Annotated in this window: 16 protein-coding genes; 10 read left to right on the forward strand and 6 right to left on the reverse strand. The window is 57.5% G+C overall.

Annotated features, from left to right (window positions below):
- Nucleotides 1-42 precede the first annotated feature (42 nt).
- From AB4N92_RS17060 to yaaA, 4 genes are all read right to left on the reverse strand, one after another.
- On the reverse strand, nt 43-1,209 hold the full coding sequence (locus AB4N92_RS17060) for an alginate biosynthesis protein Alg44 (RefSeq protein ID WP_010212971.1): 1,167 nt from the start codon (nt 1,207-1,209) through the stop codon (nt 43-45).
- 38 nt (nt 1,210-1,247) lie between these two features.
- Nucleotides 1,248-2,729, reverse strand: a complete 1,482-nt coding sequence (gene alg8, locus AB4N92_RS17065) for a mannuronan synthase (RefSeq protein ID WP_032882964.1) — start codon at nt 2,727-2,729, stop codon at nt 1,248-1,250.
- 83 nt (nt 2,730-2,812) lie between these two features.
- Nucleotides 2,813-4,129: a nucleotide sugar dehydrogenase gene (locus AB4N92_RS17070; RefSeq protein ID WP_010212967.1), complete on the reverse strand. Its 1,317-nt coding sequence runs from the start codon at nt 4,127-4,129 to the stop codon at nt 2,813-2,815.
- A gap of 835 nt (nt 4,130-4,964) precedes the next feature.
- Nucleotides 4,965-5,744 carry a peroxide stress protein YaaA gene (yaaA, locus tag AB4N92_RS17075; protein WP_010212966.1) on the reverse strand — a complete coding sequence of 260 codons (780 nt, stop codon included), beginning with the start codon at nt 5,742-5,744 and terminating at the stop codon, nt 4,965-4,967.
- A 169-nt stretch (nt 5,745-5,913) separates the two neighbouring features.
- On the opposite strand from yaaA, the gene AB4N92_RS17080 reads away from it, so the two are divergent.
- The 8 genes from AB4N92_RS17080 to AB4N92_RS17115 all read left to right on the forward strand — a co-directional run bounded on the left by AB4N92_RS17080 (nt 5,914) and on the right by AB4N92_RS17115 (nt 16,081).
- Nucleotides 5,914-7,038, forward strand: a complete 1,125-nt coding sequence (locus AB4N92_RS17080) for a polysaccharide deacetylase family protein (RefSeq protein WP_044286665.1) — start codon at nt 5,914-5,916, stop codon at nt 7,036-7,038.
- A gap of 339 nt (nt 7,039-7,377) precedes the next feature.
- Nucleotides 7,378-8,772 (forward strand): PhoH family protein, encoded by a 1,395-nt coding sequence (locus AB4N92_RS17085; RefSeq protein ID WP_005785025.1) that lies wholly within the window; start codon nt 7,378-7,380, stop codon nt 8,770-8,772.
- Between the two features lie 105 nt (nt 8,773-8,877).
- Nucleotides 8,878-9,351: a cyclic pyranopterin monophosphate synthase MoaC gene (moaC, locus tag AB4N92_RS17090; protein ID WP_021491848.1), complete on the forward strand. Its 474-nt coding sequence runs from the start codon at nt 8,878-8,880 to the stop codon at nt 9,349-9,351.
- A complete protein-coding gene (locus tag AB4N92_RS17095) occupies nt 9,348-9,578 on the forward strand; it encodes a MoaD/ThiS family protein (protein WP_198581370.1) in 231 nt (76 codons plus the stop codon). Before moaC ends, AB4N92_RS17095 begins: the two co-directional genes overlap by 4 nt.
- A 13-nt stretch (nt 9,579-9,591) precedes the next feature.
- Nucleotides 9,592-10,041, forward strand: coding sequence for a molybdopterin synthase catalytic subunit MoaE (gene moaE / locus AB4N92_RS17100; protein ID WP_069672387.1), 450 nt, complete (start codon nt 9,592-9,594; stop codon nt 10,039-10,041).
- Between the two features lie 246 nt (nt 10,042-10,287).
- Nucleotides 10,288-11,259 carry a hypothetical protein gene (locus AB4N92_RS17105; RefSeq protein ID WP_236298243.1) on the forward strand — a complete coding sequence of 324 codons (972 nt, stop codon included), beginning with the start codon at nt 10,288-10,290 and terminating at the stop codon, nt 11,257-11,259.
- Between the two features lie 53 nt (nt 11,260-11,312).
- Nucleotides 11,313-12,266: a hypothetical protein gene (locus AB4N92_RS17110; protein ID WP_240351995.1), complete on the forward strand. Its 954-nt coding sequence runs from the start codon at nt 11,313-11,315 to the stop codon at nt 12,264-12,266.
- Nucleotides 12,257-16,081: an RHS repeat domain-containing protein gene (locus AB4N92_RS17115; RefSeq protein ID WP_460127664.1), complete on the forward strand. Its 3,825-nt coding sequence runs from the start codon at nt 12,257-12,259 to the stop codon at nt 16,079-16,081. The genes AB4N92_RS17110 and AB4N92_RS17115 overlap by 10 nt, the downstream gene beginning before the upstream one ends.
- 115 nt (nt 16,082-16,196) lie before the next feature.
- On the opposite strand, the gene rhlB is transcribed toward AB4N92_RS17115, so the two are convergent.
- Both rhlB and AB4N92_RS17125 read right to left on the reverse strand, forming a co-directional pair.
- Nucleotides 16,197-17,660 (reverse strand): ATP-dependent RNA helicase RhlB, encoded by a 1,464-nt coding sequence (gene rhlB, locus AB4N92_RS17120; protein ID WP_010212956.1) that lies wholly within the window; start codon nt 17,658-17,660, stop codon nt 16,197-16,199.
- 102 nt (nt 17,661-17,762) lie between these two features.
- Nucleotides 17,763-18,419 (reverse strand): alpha/beta hydrolase, encoded by a 657-nt coding sequence (locus AB4N92_RS17125; protein ID WP_010212955.1) that lies wholly within the window; start codon nt 18,417-18,419, stop codon nt 17,763-17,765.
- A 346-nt stretch (nt 18,420-18,765) separates the two neighbouring features.
- Between AB4N92_RS17125 and AB4N92_RS17130 the strand changes: the two genes are divergently transcribed.
- Together AB4N92_RS17130 and AB4N92_RS17135 are read left to right on the forward strand one after the other, a co-directional pair.
- The gene (locus AB4N92_RS17130; RefSeq protein ID WP_010212954.1) at nt 18,766-19,797 is read left to right on the forward strand and encodes an amino acid ABC transporter substrate-binding protein; all 1,032 of its coding nucleotides are present in this window, start codon (nt 18,766-18,768) and stop codon (nt 19,795-19,797) included.
- Between the two features lie 72 nt (nt 19,798-19,869).
- On the forward strand, nt 19,870-21,051 hold the full coding sequence (locus AB4N92_RS17135; protein ID WP_010212953.1) for an amino acid ABC transporter permease: 1,182 nt from the start codon (nt 19,870-19,872) through the stop codon (nt 21,049-21,051).
- Nucleotides 21,052-21,054 lie beyond the last annotated feature (3 nt).

Raw genomic sequence — 21,054 nt, forward strand, 5'->3', positions numbered from 1 at the left:
ATTGCGGTGTTTTTGAGAAAGTCGTCACAGGCATGTCCTCGCTTACAGACCGTGGGCCATGGCTTTATCGATCAGCCAGTTCAGGGACGGGCCACGGTCGCTGGTCACTTCCACCGGGCGACCGGCGTAGGTGCTGTCCAGCGGTGCGTCAGGCTTGATCTGCACGCGAATGTCGGAGGACAGGTCGGCGCTGTTCAGGCTGGTGCTGCTGACGATGGTGCCGGTACGGATCTGTTCTTCGTCGGCCACCTGGAAGCTCACCGGTGTACCTGGGCGAACGTCGGCGAACTGGCGATAGGTGAAGCGCGCTTCAACATTGGCGAGGCTGCCGCGCGGCACCAGTTGGAAGATCACATCACCTTTGTTGGCGTACTGACCGTCCGCGACCATTTGCTGGGCCACCACGCAATCGCAGGGCGACGTCAGGGTGCCGGTCATTTGCTTGCCGAACAGCTCTTCAACCTTGGCCGGTTGCAGTTGGTCTTCGTCCAGGTGACCCTTGAGCACGTCCAGCATGCTGGTGCTGAAGGTCGCCAGTGGCGCGCCTTTGGCAGCGATCCCGTCACCCTTGAGCAGGCTTTGCACAGTGCCGTCGCGCGGCATGGTCACGTTCATGCCGGGTACGTTGACCAGGCCTGCCTGGGCGTGGCTGACGAAGTACATGCCGTAGATCGACTTGAAGACAAAACCGAACGCGGCGAGGCCGACCAGGAAGATCGCCAGGCTGAACGTCACGGCGCGCAGGCGGCCGAAGGCGCTCATGTTGCTGCCGCCGTCCTTGACCTTGCGCGCCTTGGTGAAGTTGTCGCGTTGCAGGGTCGCCAGCACGTCGCCCATGGTCACGATGTCACCGGACAGGTGCGAGGTGATCAGGTGGCGCAGGGTGGAAATGTCCTGAGCGTCGAGGTTCTGGAACTGGCAACCGGTACGGCCGCTCTGGCGATCGTAGGAGCGGATCTGCAACTCCACATCCATGGCCAGGCCGAGGTTGTCGATGACGAATTGCAGACGACCCTTGTGCACTTCCCCCACGGTCAGCGGCTGCGTGGCGGTGAACGCCAGGCCGCCAGCCGACAGGTCGATGACCCGTGCTTCGGTCTGGGTGCGGTCGGTGTTGAAGAAGCGCAGCTTGGCCGGGATTTTTACCCGGGCATGTTGGCGCTGGGCTTCGGATTCGTGGACAACGTTGGCGTTTACTTGGCTGTTCATGACGGTGTAATTCCTTGGTTAATTCAGGCTTGGCAGGGTCAGACCATCATCAGCAACACGGCGACGAAAATGCTGCCGGCGGAGAAGGTCATGGTCCGAGACGACCAGGTGTTGAACCAACGTTGAAAGCTGGCCAAATCGCGGGTCAGTTTGGTGTCCTGGCGGGTCCAGGACTGTTGATCAAGGCGGAAGAACACGTAGATCTTCACCAGCGCGCCCATGATCTGGTTGTAATAGAGAATCACCGGGTACGCCGGGCCGATCTTGTGGCCGGAGCACGACAGCAGCAGGGTCAGAATCAGACGGGTGATGCCGATCCACAGCAGGTACGCGAGGATGAACGCGCCGCCGTACTTGAAGGTGGCGATAATTGCCACGGTCAGGCCGAGCAGGGAGGTCCACATCGAGACGCGCTGGTCGAACAACACGATGCTGGTGAACAGGCCCAACCGACGCATACCCAGGCCCAGGGCACGGGAGTTCTGGCGCAGGTTGTTGCCGTACCAGCGGAACATCAGTTTGCGGCTGGCCTTGATGAAGCTCTTTTCCGGCGGGTGTTCCACGGTGTGGATCGCCGCGTCCGGCACGTAGAACGTGTCGTAGCCCAGGCGCATCAGGCTGAACCAGCTGGACTTGTCATCACCGGTCAGGAACTTGAAGCGGCCCAGGCGCCAGTGTTGCAGCGAGTCGCTTTCCACGTCGGCGATAAAGCCCGGGTCGGTCACTACACTGGCGCGGAACACTGACATACGACCGGTCATGGTCAGTACGCGCTTGGACAGGGCCATGGAGCACATGTTGATGTGGCGCTGGGCGAAGCGCAGCTTGTGCCACTCGCTCATGATGTAGCCGCCGCGCACTTCGCAGAACTCGTTGGTGGTCAGGCCGCCGACATTGTCGAACAGCTGGAACCACGGCACGGTTTTGCGTACCACGCCTTCGGCGAGCACGGTGTCGCCATCGATCACCGCAACCACTGCGCGGTCATCCGGCAGGTGGCGGGAGATGGCGCGGAAACCGAAGGCCAGGCCGTCGCGCTTGCCGGTACCGGCGATACGCACAAAATCGAGCTTCACGTGTTCCGGCGGGTTCATGCGTTCCCACAGGCTTTTCACCAGCAGCTCATCGGACATTTCCACCAGCGAGCAGACCACGGTGGTGGGAAAGCCACATTCGATGGCTTCACGGATCACCGAGCTGTAGACCTGCGCGGTGGTCAGCGCATCGATACGGAAACTGGTGACCATCAGGAACACATGGGATGGGTCGGCAGCTTTGCCCAGCTTGCGCACTTTACGGCGCAGGTGTGGGTAGACCACGTAGAGAAACAGCATGCCGCGAAAGAAATGCGTAGCACCCATCGAGTAGCGCCAGATGCCGACGGCGCCAATCAGGAAAATAAAATTCTTCGACTCGGAGTCGAACGTACTCGCCGGCAAAAGCAGGGCGAGTCCCATCAGCAGGCTCAGAAAGAACAGCCAGCCGGCGGATTGGAGCAGTACGTGTTTTAACTTGGACATAAGCGTCATCCGAAGGTGAAGAAGGCTCCAGGCTGCAAGCGCTGGGGATGGGTACGCTTGCAGCCCGGAACTTGCCGTTGCTCTTACCAGCAAATACCTTCGGTGCGGCTACCGGCGCTGGTGGCATTGGCCATGAAGCCCACCAGGTCGATCACTTGCTTGCCGTGCGGTGCGTTATGCGCCAGGGCACGGAACTTCTCATCGCGGTTGCCCAGGATGATCACGTCGGAGTTGTTGATCACGTCGTCGAAGTCCGAGTTGAGCAGGGACGACACGTGCGGGATCTTGCCTTCGATGTAGTCTTTGTTCGCGCCGTGGACACGGGCGTACTCGACGTTGCTGTCGTAGATGCTCAGATCGAAGCCTTTGCCGATCAGCATTTCGGCCAGCTCCACCAATGGGCTTTCGCGCAGGTCATCGGTGCCGGCCTTGAAGCTCAGGCCCAGCAGCGCGACTTTGCGTTTATCGTGGCTGGAAACGATGTCGAAGGCGTTCTGTACCTGAGATTCGTTGCTGCGCATCAGCGAGTTGAGCAGCGGTGCTTCCACATCCAGGGAACTGGCGCGGTAGGTGAGGGCACGCACGTCTTTAGGCAGGCACGAACCACCGAAGGCGAAGCCAGGGCGCATGTAGTACTGGGACAGGTTGAGGGTCTTGTCCTGGCAAACCACTTCCATCACTTCGCGACCGTCGACGCCGACGGCCTTGGCAATGTTGCCGATCTCGTTGGCGAAGGTCACTTTGGTGGCGTGCCACACGTTGCAGGTGTACTTGATCATTTCGGCAACGGCGATGTCCTTGCGGATGATCGGTGCGTCGAGTTCTTCGTACAGCGACTGCAGGACATCGCCGGAGGCTTTGTCGAATTCGCCAATGACCGTCATCGGTGGCAGGTCGTAGTCGGCGATGGCGGTGGATTCACGCAGGAATTCCGGGTTGACCGCGACACCGAAGTCGACGCCGGCTTTTTTGCCGGAGCAGTCTTCGAGAATCGGGATTACCACGTTGGCCACGGTGCCCGGCAGTACGGTGCTGCGCACGACCACGGTGTGGCGGGTGGCTTTGTCACGCAGGACCAGGCCGATTTCGCGGCATACCGCTTCGATGTAGTCCAGTTCCAGATCGCCGTTTTTCTTGCTCGGCGTACCGACGCAAATCATCGACAGGTCGGTATCACGGATGGCTTCGGCGAAGTTGGTCGTGCCGCGTAGTCGGCCGGTTTCGATACCCTGGCTCAACAACTCGCCCAGACCCGGTTCAACGATTGGCGATTTGCCGGCATTGATCAGGTCAATCTTGTCCTTGGAGATGTCTACGCCAACCACTTCGTGGCCACGGGCAGACAGGCAACCGGCACAGACTGCGCCAACGTAACCGAGACCAAATATGCTGATGCGCATCGCATTTACCTCTTTGTCATTGAAGACTGTATTAATCATGCCAATTAATGGCCGGAGTTCATGTTTGCAAGCGTCACTGATGCCACGGAAGTTGGGCGAATAGACGCCGACTTACCGCGTACAGGCATGTTAATTAGTGAGTGACTAACTATTGCACTCAAGTTGTGCGCAACTTGGCCTTGTTATTGGGGCTTGCCCTGAAATGCAGCCGGCCTTCCTGGTGGAAGGTGCCGACGCCAGTGCCTCAGGGTGCAGATAGAAGCTTTAAGCCTTTAACTATCAACACCTTGGGTGTCATCACTGACACATTTGGGTAAGCGCTCCCTTGGCCTATAGGGGATAGCAATTCATCCTTATCGCCGCCCTCAACTCATATCAGTTGATGTTATGACCCATGAGTCAAAGTTGATGGGGCAACTTTGCTACTTCCTTGGGTCATGGTGTAAGTCATCTCCTACAGAAACAGAGAATTTCGTTACCGGTGGTATGAGCCGTGCGTTTAGACGAAGTTCCAGGCCGCTCATCCTGTTTCCGGAAATTTCTTGAAATATTAGGAAAGATGGCACTGGTACTATATTGATAGCACTTGCTACTTGGGCCAGTAGTTGTGGGGAGTTGGTACAGGGAGATAGTTTTGTGCCACTACACTTTAAAAAAAGTGGTGCCACTACGAAAAAAAACGACGAATGTCGAGTGAAAGAATTGTTAGAGAGGTTTCGGAATATTTTTTGACGTCAAAATAATGACTATTTTCTGAGTGAGCTGAATAAAAAAGTGGGAGCTGGCTTACCTGCTCCCACAGTTGATATTCCGTGCGGTGACGGGCGGAGCCGCCTTATTCCGGTGCGTGATCGCGCAAAAACACCAGGTTGTCCGGCTTCGACTGCTCGGCATTGAAGCGATAGCCCTGCACATCAAACGCCTTGAGCTTGGCCGGGTCATTGATGCGTTCTTCGATCACAAAGCGGCTCATCATGCCCCGTGCTTTCTTGGCATAGAAGCTGATGATCTTGTACTGGCCGTTCTTCAGGTCCTTGAACTCGGTGTTGATGATCCGCGCGTTCAGGGCTGTACGCTTGACCGCCGAGAAGTACTCGTTGGAGGCCAGGTTCAACAGAACGTCATCGCCTTGTTCAGCCAACGCTTCGTTCAGCCATTCGCTGATACGTGTGCCCCAGAACGCGTACAGGTCCTTGCCACGGGCATTGGGCAGCTTGGTGCCCATCTCCAGGCGGTACGGCATCATCAAGTCCAGGGGGCGCAGCAGACCGTACAGGCCCGAGAGCATGCGCAGGTGGTCCTGGGCGTAGGAGAAGTCGGCATCGCTGAAAGTGTCGGCATTCAGCCCGGTGTATACGTCGCCTTTGAACGCCAGCAGCGCTTGCTTGGCATTGGCGGGGGTGAACGCCGGGGTCCAGCTGCCGAAACGGGCGGCGTTGAGGCCGCCGATCTTGTCGGATACGTGCATCAATTCGCTGATTTGCGCCGGGCTGAACTCGCGCAGTTGCTCGATGAGCTCCTGAGAGTGGTCCAGGTACTGCGGCTGTGTAAAGCGCTGGGTCGCAGGCGCGGTCTCGAAATCGAGGGTCTTGGCGGGTGAAATCACCATCAGCATGAAGTCGTCTCCTGTAATCGTGAAGGGATTCTAGGGGCTGGGGCGTTTTGACTCCACCTATGAAGCCCATAGATACCCCGATTTCTGTAGGCGCGAGCAAGCGCGCGCCGACGATAATCGGCAGTTAGTCCGCTATGATGGCCGGTGACTCTGGAGAGGGAGACCCCGTGTGCGAATAGCGCTTTTGTTGTTGGCTTGTATGTTGTGCCTGAATGCCCGGGCGGCGCCCGTGGATGTGGCCAGCCTGGACCGTGGCACCTGGCCCGAAAAACTCGGCAGCCCGGCGTTGTTCGACGTGGCCTCACGCGCCGAAATCCTGATGTTCGCCCACAGCCTGCTGGCCAGCGAGAATCAGGACGAAGCCGCGCTCAAGCAGCGCCTGGGCCTGAAGATCATTAACCTCTCCGCCATTGACGACCTGCGTCGCCAGCTCTGGCAGCGATTGTTGGAGAACTACACTTTTGCCCAGCAGAGCTGCGAGGTAGATGCCTCATTCTGCTACCTGGTAGAGAGCATGGACGACCTGCGCGAGCAGGCGGGCAAGTTCGAGGTCAGTGCAGATTCCTTCTATATAGGCTGGGCCGACCCCAGCCGGCACTTTCATGAGCGCTATCTGGACGAGCTGCTGCGCAAGGCCGCGCTGTTTCCGCAGATCAGCAGTGAAGTCGCGCGCTTTGGCGACCATGAGCGCAATGGCGATGAATTCAACGATCGCCTGTTCCTGCTCACCTTTGACGGCGGCCCGGCCCCGGTCGGCGGCAATACCGACTGGCTCACCGACTACCTGCGCAAGCAGAAGATGAACGCCACGTTCTTCGCCCTCGGCAGCAGCCTGCAAACCCGTGTCGAACGCAGTTCGGTTGCCGATGTGCAGGCGCTGTACCAGGGTCAGTGCGTGGGCACCCAGGGTTGGCAGTACCGCTCCCACAGCCATTGGGTGGACTGGCAGAGTTCCATCACCCGCAGCGCGACACTGGCGCAAAACCTGATGCCGGAAAACTACGTGCCGCTGTTCCGTCCTCCCTATGGTCAACGTCGCGCAGACAGCCAGGGTTTCTTTCAAGCCCAAGGCTTGCAAGTGGCATTGTGGGACATCGATTCCCAGGACGAGCCGGGCAAGCTCAAGGCCGATGAGTCGGCGCAGCGGGTGCTGACGTTGATGCTGCTGTGGCGCAAAGGCGTGATTGTGTTTCACGACACCCAGGACAAGGCGCGGGTAGCATTACCCATGCTGTTGCAGGCGACGGCGCAGAGTGGTCTGGGTTGGCAGGACTGCCGGGAGGCATTTCGCTGAAGTGCCCGGCCCTGTTGAGTGTGAGGCGATTTCGGGGTGATTTTGTGCGAGATTTCGATGCAGGCGGACTTCCGACTTTAGCGGGGTACGTGGCACGCGGCTAGTGCTATTCGTCATCCTGAAAAATAAACTTCAAAAAAACGTCAAAGTGCTTTTTTCTGTCACACGTTTTGCGGTATTACGAAGTCAGATCGCCGAAACCTGCAGCACAGGTGGCGTCTTCCAAGACTCCTCAGGTGGGCACTGCGCTTGACGTAACTCAGGTGCAGTCGGTGGTCGAATCGAGGCGCAGCACCGCCCAGGTATTGCGTCGACTGGCTCCCACAAAGGTGACCGAGTATGGATGATCATGGACGTAACCCTTCTTCCGACCAGCCAATCCTTTATGTGCTTGATACCAACGTACTGATTCACGATCCAAACGCACTGCTCAACTTCGAAGAACACCACGTCGCCATCCCGATGATCGTGCTTGAGGAGCTCGACAAACTCAAAAGTGGGCACCACAGCGTTGCCGCCGAATGCCGCCAGGCCATCCGCCTGATCGACAAGACATTGGGCGAAGCGTCGCCGGAGGACGTCGAAGTCGGCGTACCGATCCAGCGCGGCAAAAGCGGGCCCAAGGGCTTGCTGTCGATTCTGATGAGCAAGCGCAGCGAGCCCAACAGCCTGCTGCCGGAGAATCTGAACGACAACAAAATCATCAACCAATTGATCGACCTGCACGCCCGCGACAAGGACCTGCGCGTGGTGCTGGTGACCAAAGACATCAATATGCGTCTCAAGGCCCGAGCGTGTGGGATCGCGGCCGAGGACTACAGTACCGACCAACTGGTCGACGACGTGTCGATGCTGTCCCGTGGTTATCACATGATGACTGGCTCATTCTGGGACCGCGTCAGCAAGGTCGAAACCCGCCAGGACCATGGCCGCACTTGGCACCAGGTGCAGTTGATCGACAACCTGCCGGCCGTGCACATCAATGAATTCATCGTCGACGAACAAGGCTTCGTGGGCTGGATCAAAGAGATCCAGGTCGACAAGCTGCTGATCCTCGACCTGCATCAGGAACCCCTGTTGCACCAGGAAGCCTGGGGCCTGAAACCGCGTGACATCTACCAGAGCCTGGCGCTGTATGCGCTGCTCGACCCGGACATCCACCTGGTCAACCTGACCGGTGCTGCCGGTTCCGGTAAAACCATTCTTGCCCTGGCTGCCGCCATCGAGCAGACCATGGTGACCAAGCGCTATCGCCGCATCATCGCCACCCGCAGTGTGCAGGGCCTGGACCAGGAAATCGGCTTCCTGCCCGGCACCGAAGCGGAAAAAATGGAACCGTGGCTGGGGGCGATTACCGACAACCTCGAAGCCTTGCACATGGATGACGAAAACACCCATGGCAGCGTCGACTACATCCTCAGCAAAGTGCCGTTGCAGTTCAAATCCCTCAACTACATCCGAGGTCGCAGCTTCCAGCAGAGCCTGATTTTGATCGATGAATGCCAGAACCTCACCCCGCACCAGATGAAAACCATCATTACCCGTGCCGGCGCCGGTTCCAAAGTGGTGTGCCTGGGTAACCTGGCACAGATCGACACCCCTTACCTGTCCGCGACCAGCTCCGGGCTGACCTACCTGACGGAACGCTTCAAGGACTTCCCGAACGGCGTGCATATTGCGCTGCAAGGGGTACCTCGTTCGATTCTGGCTGAATACGCCGAATCGCATTTGTAAACGCAATCACTGTGGGAGCGGGCAAGTCCGCTCCCACATAAGGCTGCTGCCACATTTTGATCGGTGTTAGGTTTACAATCGACGCTCCTGATCAGGAGTATCCCCGTGCTGACTCATCTCGATTCCCAAGGTCGCGCCCATATGGTCGACGTCACCGACAAGTCCGTGACGTTCCGCGAGGCGGTGGCCGAAGCGCGCGTGCGCATGTTGCCCGAGACCCTGCAAATGATTGTCGACGGCGCCCATCCCAAGGGCGACGTGTTTGCCGTGGCCCGCATTGCCGGGATCCAGGCCGCGAAAAAAACCAGTGACCTTATCCCGCTGTGCCATCCGCTGATGCTGACCGGCGTCAAGGTCGAATTGAGCGCCGAGGGCGCAGACTCCGTACACATTGTGGCGCGCTGCAAACTCACGGGGCAGACCGGCGTGGAGATGGAAGCGCTGACGGCCGCCAGTGTCGCCGCATTGACCCTCTACGACATGTGCAAGGCCGTGGACCGCGGCATGACCATCGAAAACATCCGCCTGCTGGAAAAGCTCGGCGGTAAAAGCGGGCATTTCAAGGCGGATCAGGCATGAGCATCAACGTATTGTTTTTTGCGCGTTACGCAGAGGCTGTGGGCTTTGATTCGCTGGAGATGGAGGGCGATTTCGCCACCGTCGATGCTGTGCGCCTCGCGTTGGCCAGCGACCCTGCGTTCGCGGTACTCAACGAGACCAGCCTGATGTGCGCGCGCAACGAAGAGTTGTGCGACCTCGAGGAACCGGTGCAGGCAGGTGACGACGTGGCGTTCTTCCCCCCGTGACGGGAGGCTGACCATGGCCGTTCGTGTGCAAGCCCAGGCGTTTGATCCGGGCGTCGAGGTGAATGCCATGCACGCGGCCAATGTCGGCGTGGGGGCGGTGGTGAGCTTTGTCGGCTATGTGCGCGACTTCAACGACGGCCTGGATGTGGCGGGAATGTTCCTTGAACACTACCCCGGCATGACCGAAAAAGCCCTGGCCAAGATCACCGTCGAAGCCGAGCAGCGCTGGCCGTTGCTCAAGCTGGAAGTGCTTCACCGCATCGGCGCGCTGGAGCCGGGCGAGCCGATTGTGTTTGTCGCGGCAGCCAGTGCCCATCGTCAGGCAGCGTTTGATGCCTGTGCGTTTGTGATGGATTACTTGAAGACGCGGGCGCCGTTCTGGAAGAAGGAAAATACGCCTCAGGGCCCCCGCTGGGTAGAAGGTCGCAGTAGCGACCATGATGCGGCGCTGCGCTGGAAGTAATGCAAGGTTAAAAACCTCGTTAATACATGCTCAAGGTGATAACGAGGTTTGAGCGCATGGCTCAGTTGAAACGCTCTGAGCGACAGTCTTTTAATTCAAAACTAATCTGAAAAACACCGCTTGCCTGTCAGTTCTGACAGTAGGCGCGGTGCCGCGCTGAATATTAAATAAGTCTAGGTAGTTAAATTTACTTTGATGGTCACGCCGCCAGTGCGACAGCATGAGGCATGCGTGAAGGAGAGCGTTATGGCCGCGGGCGACATTGTTATAAGAGCCTTTGAGGTGAAGCTGCCTAACGGGCAGAACTGGACTAATGAGCTTTATGCCAACGGTCGGCATCAATGCCAGTTAAATATATTGATAAAGAAAGAAGTCGAAGATGCCAATGGCAGCTATATTGAAACTCCGTTAACTACAACTGAGCGCAATAGCGCAACAGTTACGGCTTATGGTTTCCCTGAATCCGTACTTCCTCGGGGGTGGTCGTGCGATAAAACTAAAAACCAATTCGACGTAGGCCTGCGGCCGCTAGGCACGGAAGACTCCGCGGAAGAGCCTAGGGCAGAATTCGACCCTGTTGACAGCAGTTTTGAATTGATAAAGTTGTATATGAGAGCCGGTACGAGCGCGTCCATAGGGACCGAAAGGTTAATGGCAAAAATTTACGTAGGGGGAAAAACGTATACCACCAATGGATCGGTGGGGGGGGTACCCTTTCAGAGTTACGTGGATATCCAACTCACTAGACCCTACCGGTTAGAGATTAACGAGCTGAGTACCTATGTCGACCTTGATGCGTACTCCCACAACCACAATAAAGTCGATATAGATATCTATTATATGACGCCAACCGTTAAAGGTATTCGTTTTGTTGAAAATCGGGGTTTGGATTCGCCCGTGGTTGTCGAGGGAGAAGGGTCACATTTTCATACCTCGTATGTTCAGCATACGAACGATGGGATCCGGTTTAAAGGTGGTGTTGTAATGGTTGAGAGCGGTAGGTTAACAGTGGATAAAATTCAGAAGGACAATGGTTCGGGGGAGGTTCTTTATAATAAGATGTCTACCATTATGCGTGCTGCGCGATATAGAGGGTGGATCAATACTCCCGATGACAACCGGCAAAGTGGATGGCGTCTGTGGGATAACTATGGGTGTGAGCACGTTTTTTATATTGGCTTCACCGACAAAGGAAATGTGCTGGTGTTAAGAACTTAGTTGTTGATTGGGGTTGTGACGCGCATCTATTTTGAATAGGGGCTTTCACTTTTATGAACGTTTACTCCAATGCTTTTAACTTCAATAGCCGCCTCAATGGCGTTGTCGACACGCGCACTGGTCAGTACGTTTGCCGTATTGCACTGGCCACACTCTACCCGCAGGGGCCGTTGGAAATAAGTCGTGAAATTGCACTCTCCTTCTCCCTGTTGAACTCAGATGTCTCAGGTAACTATGGCGCCGGGTGGCGCCTTGACAACACGGAGTTTGATCTGGCGACTTCAAAGCTGACGTTGTTGACAGGTGAGCAATACCAAACCCATGGGCTGCCGTCTGTGGGGCGCACATTGGTGATCAAGGACCGAAAGCTCAAGGACCTGGTGGTCCAGCGTGTCGGCGAGTCCACGCTTCATGTGATTTATAAGGACGGCACCCTTGAAATCCTAGGGCGCCCGAGTAGCTCTGGGCCTTACAAGATCACAGCCATTCAGTTTGAAAACGGTGAGCGCTTGCGCTTTTCTTATCTCCAGGGGGGGCCGTTGGAGCGCATTCAGAACGATCAAGGGCAAGACTTGTTGGTGTTGACCTACATGGGCGCCTTACTTGTGGAGGCCGACGTTTTGATTGACGGTGGCCGGTATGCCCGTACTCGAATTGCCTATGGGAATGTTAACAACCAACTAGTGCGCGTCACTGTCCCTTACGATCGTACACAGGCTCCGGAAACTGCGGCCTATACATTTGTCTACCACAGACCGTTTCGCAACGGCCTCATCGCGATCAGCGAAGTCAACTCACCGATGGGGGGTAACACACTCATCAGCTACGAAGAGAATGGCCATCAATACGCAAACAATCAGTACATCCCGCGCGTGGTGGGGTGGCGGCAAACCCCGGGGGTAATCAGCCACCGATCGGTCGTAAGTACAGTTACAGTGCGGGGACTAACTTCACAGGTTATCCCTACTCGGGTGGCTTCACTCCGGGTGAAGAAAACATGTACCTGATTGCCGGTGACTATGCCTATTGGGGCGAAGAGACGGTCATTGATGTGAGCAACAATGATGCCCCGTTGTATGCCACCCGCATGACCTATAACAAGTTCCACCTGTTGACCGAGGAGCGCGTGACCCGCGAAGGGACCCGAACCACCACAAGTCTTGCCTATAACATCCTCCCTGGAAAATTGTTCCCTGATCAGCCGCCCAACCTGCAATTGCCTCGGCAGGTGGTCAGACGCTTCGAATTGGTTGCTGGCGGCAACGCTCGTGAAGAAGTGCAAACCATGGAGACCGATGACTATGGCAACGAGCTAAGTCGTACCGAAGCCTCTGGCGTTTGTGTCGAACGCAGCTATTACCCGGTCGCGGGCGAGGCGGGAAAGTGTCCGGCCGACCCCCATGGTTTGTTCCAGCGCTTCGTGAAGCAAGAGCGCCTTGTTGCCGCAGGCGATACGCCAGCCGCACGACTCACCGAGTACACACATACCCGTGTGCCACAGACGGGTAACAGCTACTTTGTGGTGCAGGAGTCGGTGACTCAACCTGACCTGTTCAGCACGCGGCATACCTACTACGACACACCCGTCTTGTTGGTTGGTCGATTGAAAAGCACGTCCAATACAATCGACAAGCTTGCGTTGACCAGTCACTTCACCTACACCGTTGCGGCGGGCAACCTTGTTGAGACCCGGCGCATGATGGGGCGTGAGGGGCAATGGCTTGAGTCGGCACGCACGCTCTCGCTGGTCAATCGGCGGTTGCTGTCGATGACTCGAGACGGTGGTTGCTCACTGGATCTGGCGTTCGATGTCAGTGGCCGTTTGACAGCGGAAACAGTTTCTCTCGGCAAACCCCAGCAAGCCGGGCGGCGTTACGCCTATCATTTTGCGACGCCGGAAAAACGTGCTCATTTGATCACCACTGATGCGCAAAATAACCAGGTCATTACCTACTTTGATGGTGTCGGGCGCCAAGTGTCCGAAGCTCAATTGATCGGTGCCAACCGTGACCAGGAGCGTGTCACCAGAACCTGGCGTTACGACGCGTTGGAGCAACTATCGGAAGTGGTCAAGCACGATTACCTGACCGATGGGCAGCGCTCATTGAAAAGCACCTACTCCTATAACCATTGGGGCAACTCCAGTCGTGTGACCCGCGCCGATGGCAGTGTGCAGATCGATGAGTACGATCCACTGCTCAACCTCAGGGTCGAAGGAGTTGAAGGCGGCGAGCGCTTGAGGCGTTACTTCAATGAGCACAATCAGCCGGTAAAAGTGGAACGTCTCGACGCAGGCGGCGCGACTGTCGAAGTGGAGTCGCGCACCTACGATGGCTTGGGGCGCTGCCTGTCGGTACTGGATAATATGGGCAACAAGCGCACCGAGTTTACCTATGATGCCTTCGACCGGTTAATGACGACCCTTGAAATACCGCTTGATGGCACGCCGCAAAGGCTGCAAAAAACGGAGTATGCCCCCGGCACCAGCGACGCAATGATCAGTGCGTTGGCGGTCGATGGCAAGTGTCTGGGGGCCCGTACTTATGACAGCTTGGGCCGCTTGACCAGTCAGACGCGCGGGACGGGGCAGGCCACAACCTGGGAGTATGAGCCTGGATGGACTGAGCCTGTCGCCATAACTTCCCCACGGGGTCATCGTCAGACGCTGACTTACGATAAAGAGTTGGGTGTACCGATCCGTAGAGAGATGACAGGGCTTCCGGTGAGCGCCTACCGACATGATGCAACTACCAGCATGTTGACCCGCTCGGAAACCGATGGCCTGATTCACGAGTATTTTCAGGACGCGAATGGCCATCCAGAAAAGGATATTCAAACCGCCAACGGTGCGTCACTCACTGCGCTGTATAGCCATTCTCCTGGTGGGCGCCTGTTGCATCAAACGGCTGCCGATGGTCAGCTCAGCACGCTTGAGTACGATATTTACGGGCGTTTTTCCCGGATCACCACCGGGCCCCTGGTGATCGAGCAAGGCTACGATACCCTTGGCCGGCCTCAGGACCTGACCACGGTCTATGAGGACATGACGCTGGTGACCAAGGTGTCTTATGATGCATGGGGACGGGAAGCCGAACGCCGCTTCGAGGAGAACGGTGTACTGCTGCAGGTGATGACCAATACGTATCACGCCAACAGTCTGTTGGCGACCCGCTTTCTTCGAGACGCGAGTTCGCGGGTGGTGATTGGTGAAACGTTCACCTACGACGCTTTCTTACGGTTGAAAACCTACCGTTGCGAAGGCCTCGAACAGCCTCAGGATCATTTGGGGAGAGGCATTGTCGGGCAGGACTTCAGCTTAGATGGCCTCAACAATATCACCGGCGTAGTGACCACCTTTGTCGATGGCACGCAGGACATCTGCGAGCGATTCTTCACCGGCGCCGATCCGACACAATTGACTCGCCTGACCCATACGGCACCACCACAAGATGTGACCCTGACGTACGATGCGGCGGGCAACCTGCAGGCAGGACCGTCTGGGCAGGTCTATACGTACAATGCCTTTGAGCAACTGACAGGTGTGCACGCCGGTTCCGACCAGTACAGCTACCAGTACGATGCCGACTCCCGACAGGTCGTTGCATCCCGGGGCGATGAGCCGCCAGTGAGGTTGGCCTATAGCGGCGAACGCCTTGAACTACTGGTTGAGGGGAACAAAACCATCCGTTACGCCAACGGCGATGATCAAGTGATGGCACTCAGCGGTGGGGTGGATGGGGTGCAGTTGTATGCCAACGATGCCTCTGGCAGCGTGCGCGGCATAACCGCCCCAAGCGAGGCTCATGTGCGGCGACACTACACGCCCTATGGCGATACGACGATATCGCTGGACGATGGTAAGGCCCGCAGCATGGCCGACCTGCAACTACCTGGAATCAATGGCCAGCGACTGGACGTAGCGACCAACCTCTACGTCCTCGGCAGCGGCGTGCGCGCCTATGACCCGCGCCTGATGATATTTCTGCAGGCTGATCCGCTGAGCCCTTTCGATGAAGGTGGGGTCAATGGTTATGGGTACGCTGCGTGTAATCCGACCAACATGATGGACCCCAGCGGGTTGTGGCCGACCTGGTTGAAGTGGGCTTTCACGGGGGCTGCGTTGGCGTTTGGCGTTGTGACACTGGGGGCAGGTTTGGCAGGCATTGCTGCTGCTGGTTTAGCCGCCGTTACCTCGGCCCAGATAGTAGCCGTCGTCGGAGCGACGATGGGTGTCATTGGCAACATCTTAGGGGTGACCGCACTGAGTATAGAAGCGGTTGATAACGCAAACGGATGGGATCGCTCCCATCACATTAAAAATCTGGGGTGGGCGTCTTTCTCCTTTTCCATCGCCAGTTGGTCAGCCAGTGGATACAACGCCTGGGGGGCTGCGAGTAAAGCGTATGGCGCGGCGAAGACGGGGGTGGATGTAGGGAAGAACACAGCTGGTTTTGTTGTCGACGTCCCACTGCGTGAGGCGCTGAGGAGTGGGAGCAAATTAATCTTGGGTCGAACCTTTAAATTCGGTAAAGCGGTGACCACTAGCAGTAAGGCGTTCGGTTCCACACGAGCATTTGTCAGAACGGCTAATTTGATGCGCTCGTTGGTGGCGCGTTACGACGCTCTCGACTCCCCTTCCGAAGTGGACGACGCGACTAAGGGGGAAAGACGTGAGGCGCAGTCGCAATCACGTTCGGAGCTGGCGCACATCGCCGACATGCCAGACACCGCAAACCGGTTTTATCAGGCGTTCAGGGAGGAGGCTTTACGTATTCGTCAGCCGATCCTGAGTGAGCTTTACCAGGCGGCACCACAACGGTAAGGGTGATTCAAACACATCAGCAACGTGGAAAGCGTTGCGGCGATGTCGCTCCGCAGGAAATAGTGGACAAAAAAGCAGGTACATAAAGCCCTGCTTCTTCGTCCTTGGTTCAGGCTTACGGGCGTTTGCGCTCGACAGGGCGCAACAGGTGCGTCGGCGGCGTTTCACAGCTGATCTTGCGCCCCAGCAGCGTCTCGATCGACGGCAACTGATACGAGTCATCTTCCCCGGCAAAGCTGATCGATACACCCGCCGCCCCGGCACGACCGGTACGGCCGATACGGTGTACGTAATCGTCCGGCACTTCCGGCAGGGTGAAGTTGATCACATGGCTGATGCCATCGATGTGAATCCCGCGACCGGCCACGTCGGTGGCCACCAGCACGCGGATCTTGCCTTCGCGGAAGCCTTCGAGGGTCTTGATGCGCTTGTGCTGTGGCACATCGCCCGACAGTTGCGCAGCGTTGACGCCGTCACGCACCAGGCGTTCTTCGATGCGGCGCACTTCGTCCTTGCGGTTGGCAAACACCATCACGCGCTCCCAACCGTTGTCGTTGACCAGGTTGTAGAGCAGCTTGTACTTGTCGGCACCGGCCACGGCATAGATGTGTTGCTCGACGTTCTCGCTGGCGACGTTTTCCGCTTCGATCTCGACGATGGACGGGTCGGTGGTCCACTGCTTGGCGAGGTTCATCACGTCCTCGGTGAAGGTCGCGGAGAACAGCAGGGTCTGACGCTCGGATTTCGGCGGGGTCTGGCGAATGATCTGACGCACTTGTGGGATGAAACCCATGTCGAGCATGCGGTCGGCTTCGTCCAGTACCATCACTTCTACCATGTCCAGGTGCACGTCGCCGCGCTGGTTGAAGTCCAGCAGTCGGCCCGGCGTGGCTACCAGAATGTCGCAGTGACGGGCTTCGAGGTGCTTGAGCTGTTTATCGAAGTCCATGCCGCCGACGAACGTCATTACGTTAAGGCCGGTGTACTTGGTCAGGTCTGCGGCGTCCTTGGCAATCTGTACCACCAGCTCCCGGGTCGGGGCGATGATCAGCGCGCGCGGCTCACCCATGTAGCGTTCTTTCGGCGGCGGCGTCTGCAGCAACTGGGTAATGATCGAGATCAGGAACGCGGCGGTCTTGCCGGTGCCGGTCTGTGCGCGACCGATGGCGTCTTTGCCGGCCAGGGTGAAGCCCAGCACCTGCGCTTGGATCGGTGTGCAGTACGGGAATCCCAGGTCCTGGATGGCGTGCATCAGTTCAGGCGCCAATTTGAAATCGTGGAAGCGCGTCTTGCCTTCCTGCGGCTCGACGACGAAGTCTTCGAGTTTCCATGGGATCACCGGCGGCGTTGGCGCACGTTCGCGACGTGGCTTCGGTGCCACTGGCGCGGCAGCGGGTTCAACCGGCTTTGCCTGTTCAGGCGGTGTCACCGTTGGCTTCTTTGGCTGGGCAGCCGGTGCGTGCCGTGCGGGCTGTTTGCCGTCATTGCGGCTACCGGCTGTCGGAGCAGGAGCACTGGAATCAGGCGCGAGCGGCTCAGCCTCGCTTTTGCCGAACATCTTCTTGAGTGCTTTGAGCACGGTGATCTCATTAATTGGTTAAGGAATGTACGCCGGCCAGTGTAATGCAAGAATCGGGCGCGGCGTAGTGCGTCTGTCATACAGCTACATAAACTGTGGTTTTCAGCCCAGGCGAACGGTCAACCAGGCACCGATATCGCGTATCTCCTCGGGTAACACTTCGTGGCCCATTGGGTATTCCTGCCATGTCACGGTGACACCACGGGTTTTCAAATGCTCGTAAGCGCTGCGGCCCATGGCGTTCTGTACCACATCGTCGTACTGGCCGTGCAGGCACAGGGCGGGAATGCGCTGTTGGCTGGCTGATAATTCCAGCTCGTCGCTGAACGTAGGGGCATAGGTGGAGAGGGCGATCACGCCACCCAAGGGACCTTCCCAGTTCAGGAATGCGGTGTGGAAAACCACGGCGCCGCCCTGGGAAAAACCGGCGAGGAAAATTCGCGAAGCGTCTATTCCGGTTCTCTTCTGCGCTTCGATCAGGTCCGTGACCATTTTTGATGATGCTTCCAGTTCTTCCAGGCTGATCGAACGGGCCGGGCTCATGGCCTTGATGTCGTACCAACTGGGCATTTCATAGCCCCCGTTGATCGTCACCGGACGGGTCGGTGCCTGAGGCAAAACGAAGCGAGTGGTCAGCAAGCTTTCTTGTAGCGCCTCGGCCACCGGCAGGAAGTCGTAGCGATCGGCACCCAGGCCATGCAACCAGATTACGCAGGCATCTGCGGGCTTGGCGGGCTGAAGAATCAAGGGGTCGGTCATGTCTGCTCCATTAATGTGCGTGCGCTCCGATTAAGTGCGACGGAACGGTGCGTGGCTTGTCGATCTGTTAAGAGAATGTCGCAAGGTTGAATCTTTTGCACTTGATCATGGGCTGAAACGGCTCAGCCAGCACTCTGGTACGCGCCTTGCTACGTGTAGGTCGATGTCAGAACTTTCCTCAAGCGGTAACACTATCAGTGCATGCCGCTTGTAGGAAACAAGCTGGAATTACTGCGACAACTTCATGCCGCTTGACCCTAAAAAAAGCCAACACGGGTCGATATCGCCTCATAAGGGTGCGCTGAGGTTCGAGCTCCGACACAACAAGAGCAAACTGGAGGTTTGAATGAAGGTATTGAAATCCACCCTGGCCATCGTTTCCGCGGCGGCCGTTCTGGGTGTCAGCGGTTTCGCCCAAGCCGGCGCCACTCTGGATGCCGTGCAGAAGAAAGGCTTTGTGCAATGTGGCGTGAGTGACGGCCTGCCGGGTTTCTCGGTGCCGGATGCCAGCGGCAAGATCCTCGGGATCGACGCTGATGTGTGCCGCGCCGTGGCCGCTGCCGTTTTCGGCGACGCTACCAAGGTCAAATTCAGCCAGTTGAATGCCAAGGAGCGTTTCACCGCGCTTCAGTCCGGCGAAGTCGACATTCTGTCCCGTAACACGACCATGACCAGCTCCCGCGACGCCGGCATGGGCTTGAAATTCCCAGGCTTCATCACTTATTACGATGGCATCGGCTTCCTGGTAAACAACAAGCTGGGCGTGAAAAGTGCCAAAGAGCTGGACGGTGCAACCATCTGCATCCAGGCCGGTACCACCACTGAGCTGAACGTTTCCGACTACTTCCGCGGCAACAACCTGAAATACACCCCGATCACCTTCGATACCTCCGACGAAAGCGCCAAGTCGCTGGAGTCCGGGCGTTGCGACGTGCTGACCTCCGACAAGTCCCAACTGTTCGCCCAGCGCAGCAAGCTGGCCGCACCGAAAGACTACGTGGTACTGCCGGAAACCATTTCCAAAGAGCCATTGGGCCCCGTCGTGCGTAACGGCGACGACGAGTGGCTGGCCATCGTGCGCTGGGTTGGCTACGCCATGCTCAACGCTGAAGAAGCCGGCATCACTTCGAAAAACGTTGAAGCTGAAGCCAAGTCCACCAAGAACCCGGACGTTGCACGTCTGCTCGGTGCTGACGGCGAATACGGCAAAGACCTGAAAGTGAAGAAAGACTGGGTCGTACAGATCGTCAAGCAAGTCGGTAACTACGGTGAAGTGTTTGAGCGCAACCTGGGCAAGAGCACCCCGCTGGAAATCGACCGTGGCCTGAACGCGCTGTGGAACAACGGCGGCATTCAATACGCACCCCCTGTGCGCTGATCGCTGATGGTTCTGTCACCCGGTGGGCCAACCGCCGGGTGATGTTCTGTTCCATTATTTTCGGGGCATTTCATGCAAAAACAAATCGGCGCACCCAAGCAGAAGCTCAGCTTCAGCGATCCCAAATTGCGTGCGTGGCTCTTCCAGATCATCACGATTGTGGCGGTGGTCTCGCTGGGCTGGTACCTCTTCAACAACACCCAGACCAACCTTCAGCACCGAGGCATTACCTCGGGTTTCGACTTTCTTGAACGCAGTGCCGGCTTCGGCATCGCGCAGCATTTGATCGACTACACCGAATCGGACAGTTATGCCCGGGTGTTTGTGATCGGTTTGCTCAACACCTTGCTGGTGACTTTTATCGGCGTGATCCTGGCGACGCTGCTCGGGTTCGTCATCGGCGTAGCGCGGTTGTCGCCGAACTGGATGATCAACAAGCTGGCGACCGTGTATGTGGAAGTGTTCCGCAACATCCCGCCGCTGCTGCAAATCCTGTTCTGGTACTTCGCGGTGTTCCTGACCATGCCGGGGCCACGCAACAGCCATAACTTCGGCGACACCTTCTTTGTCAGCAGCCGTGGCCTGAACATGCCGGCAGCGATTGCCGCTGACGGTTTCTGGCCATTTGTGGTCAGCATCGTGGTTGCCATCGTGGCAATCGTGCTGATGGCGCGTTGGGCCAACAAGCGCTTTGAAGCCACCGGCGTACCGTTCCATAAGTTCTGGGCGGGCCTGGCGTTGTTCATCGTGATCCCGGCGTTGTGCGCCTTGATCTTCGGTGCACCGCTGCACTGGGAAATGCCCAAGCTGCAAGGTTTCAACTTTGTCGGCGGCTGGGTACTGATCCCTGAACTGCTGGCATTGACCCTGGCGCTTACCGTGTACACGGCAGCGTTTATCGCCGAGATCGTGCGTTCGGGTATCAAGTCCGTCAGCCACGGCCAGACCGAAGCCGCGCGCTCACTGGGCCTGCGCCCTGGGCCGACGCTGCGCAAGGTCATCATTCCGCAGGCCCTGCGGGTGATCATTCCCCCGCTGACCAGCCAATACCTGAACCTGGCGAAAAACTCGTCGCTGGCAGCCGGTATCGGTTACCCGGAAATGGTTTCGTTGTTTGCCGGCACGGTGCTCAACCAGACCGGCCAGGCCATCGAAGTCATTGCCATCACCATGAGCGTGTACCTGGCGATCAGCATCAGCATTTCCCTGCTGATGAACTGGTACAACAAGCGCATTGCGCTGATCGAGCGGTGAGGA

Source organism: Pseudomonas sp. S3_A09 (assembly GCF_054668065.1).

Excerpts from the sequence above, each read along its gene's own strand:
- AB4N92_RS17135 (WP_010212953.1), top strand. The coding sequence starts at position 19,870 with ATGCAAAAACAAATCGGCGCACCCAAGCAGAAGCTCAGCTTCAGCGAT.
- moaE (WP_069672387.1), top strand. The coding sequence starts at position 9,592 with ATGGCCGTTCGTGTGCAAGCCCAGGCGTTTGATCCGGGCGTCGAGGTG.
- AB4N92_RS17115 (WP_460127664.1), top strand. The coding sequence starts at position 12,257 with ATGTACCTGATTGCCGGTGACTATGCCTATTGGGGCGAAGAGACGGTC.
- AB4N92_RS17105 (WP_236298243.1), top strand. The coding sequence starts at position 10,288 with ATGGCCGCGGGCGACATTGTTATAAGAGCCTTTGAGGTGAAGCTGCCT.
- yaaA (WP_010212966.1), bottom strand. The coding sequence starts at position 5,744 with ATGCTGATGGTGATTTCACCCGCCAAGACCCTCGATTTCGAGACCGCG.
- alg8 (WP_032882964.1), bottom strand. The coding sequence starts at position 2,729 with ATGTCCAAGTTAAAACACGTACTGCTCCAATCCGCCGGCTGGCTGTTC.
- AB4N92_RS17060 (WP_010212971.1), bottom strand. The coding sequence starts at position 1,209 with ATGAACAGCCAAGTAAACGCCAACGTTGTCCACGAATCCGAAGCCCAG.
- AB4N92_RS17070 (WP_010212967.1), bottom strand. The coding sequence starts at position 4,129 with ATGCGCATCAGCATATTTGGTCTCGGTTACGTTGGCGCAGTCTGTGCC.
- AB4N92_RS17125 (WP_010212955.1), bottom strand. The coding sequence starts at position 18,419 with ATGACCGACCCCTTGATTCTTCAGCCCGCCAAGCCCGCAGATGCCTGC.
- AB4N92_RS17095 (WP_198581370.1), top strand. The coding sequence starts at position 9,348 with ATGAGCATCAACGTATTGTTTTTTGCGCGTTACGCAGAGGCTGTGGGC.
- AB4N92_RS17130 (WP_010212954.1), top strand. The coding sequence starts at position 18,766 with ATGAAGGTATTGAAATCCACCCTGGCCATCGTTTCCGCGGCGGCCGTT.
- AB4N92_RS17110 (WP_240351995.1), top strand. The coding sequence starts at position 11,313 with ATGAACGTTTACTCCAATGCTTTTAACTTCAATAGCCGCCTCAATGGC.
- AB4N92_RS17085 (WP_005785025.1), top strand. The coding sequence starts at position 7,378 with ATGGATGATCATGGACGTAACCCTTCTTCCGACCAGCCAATCCTTTAT.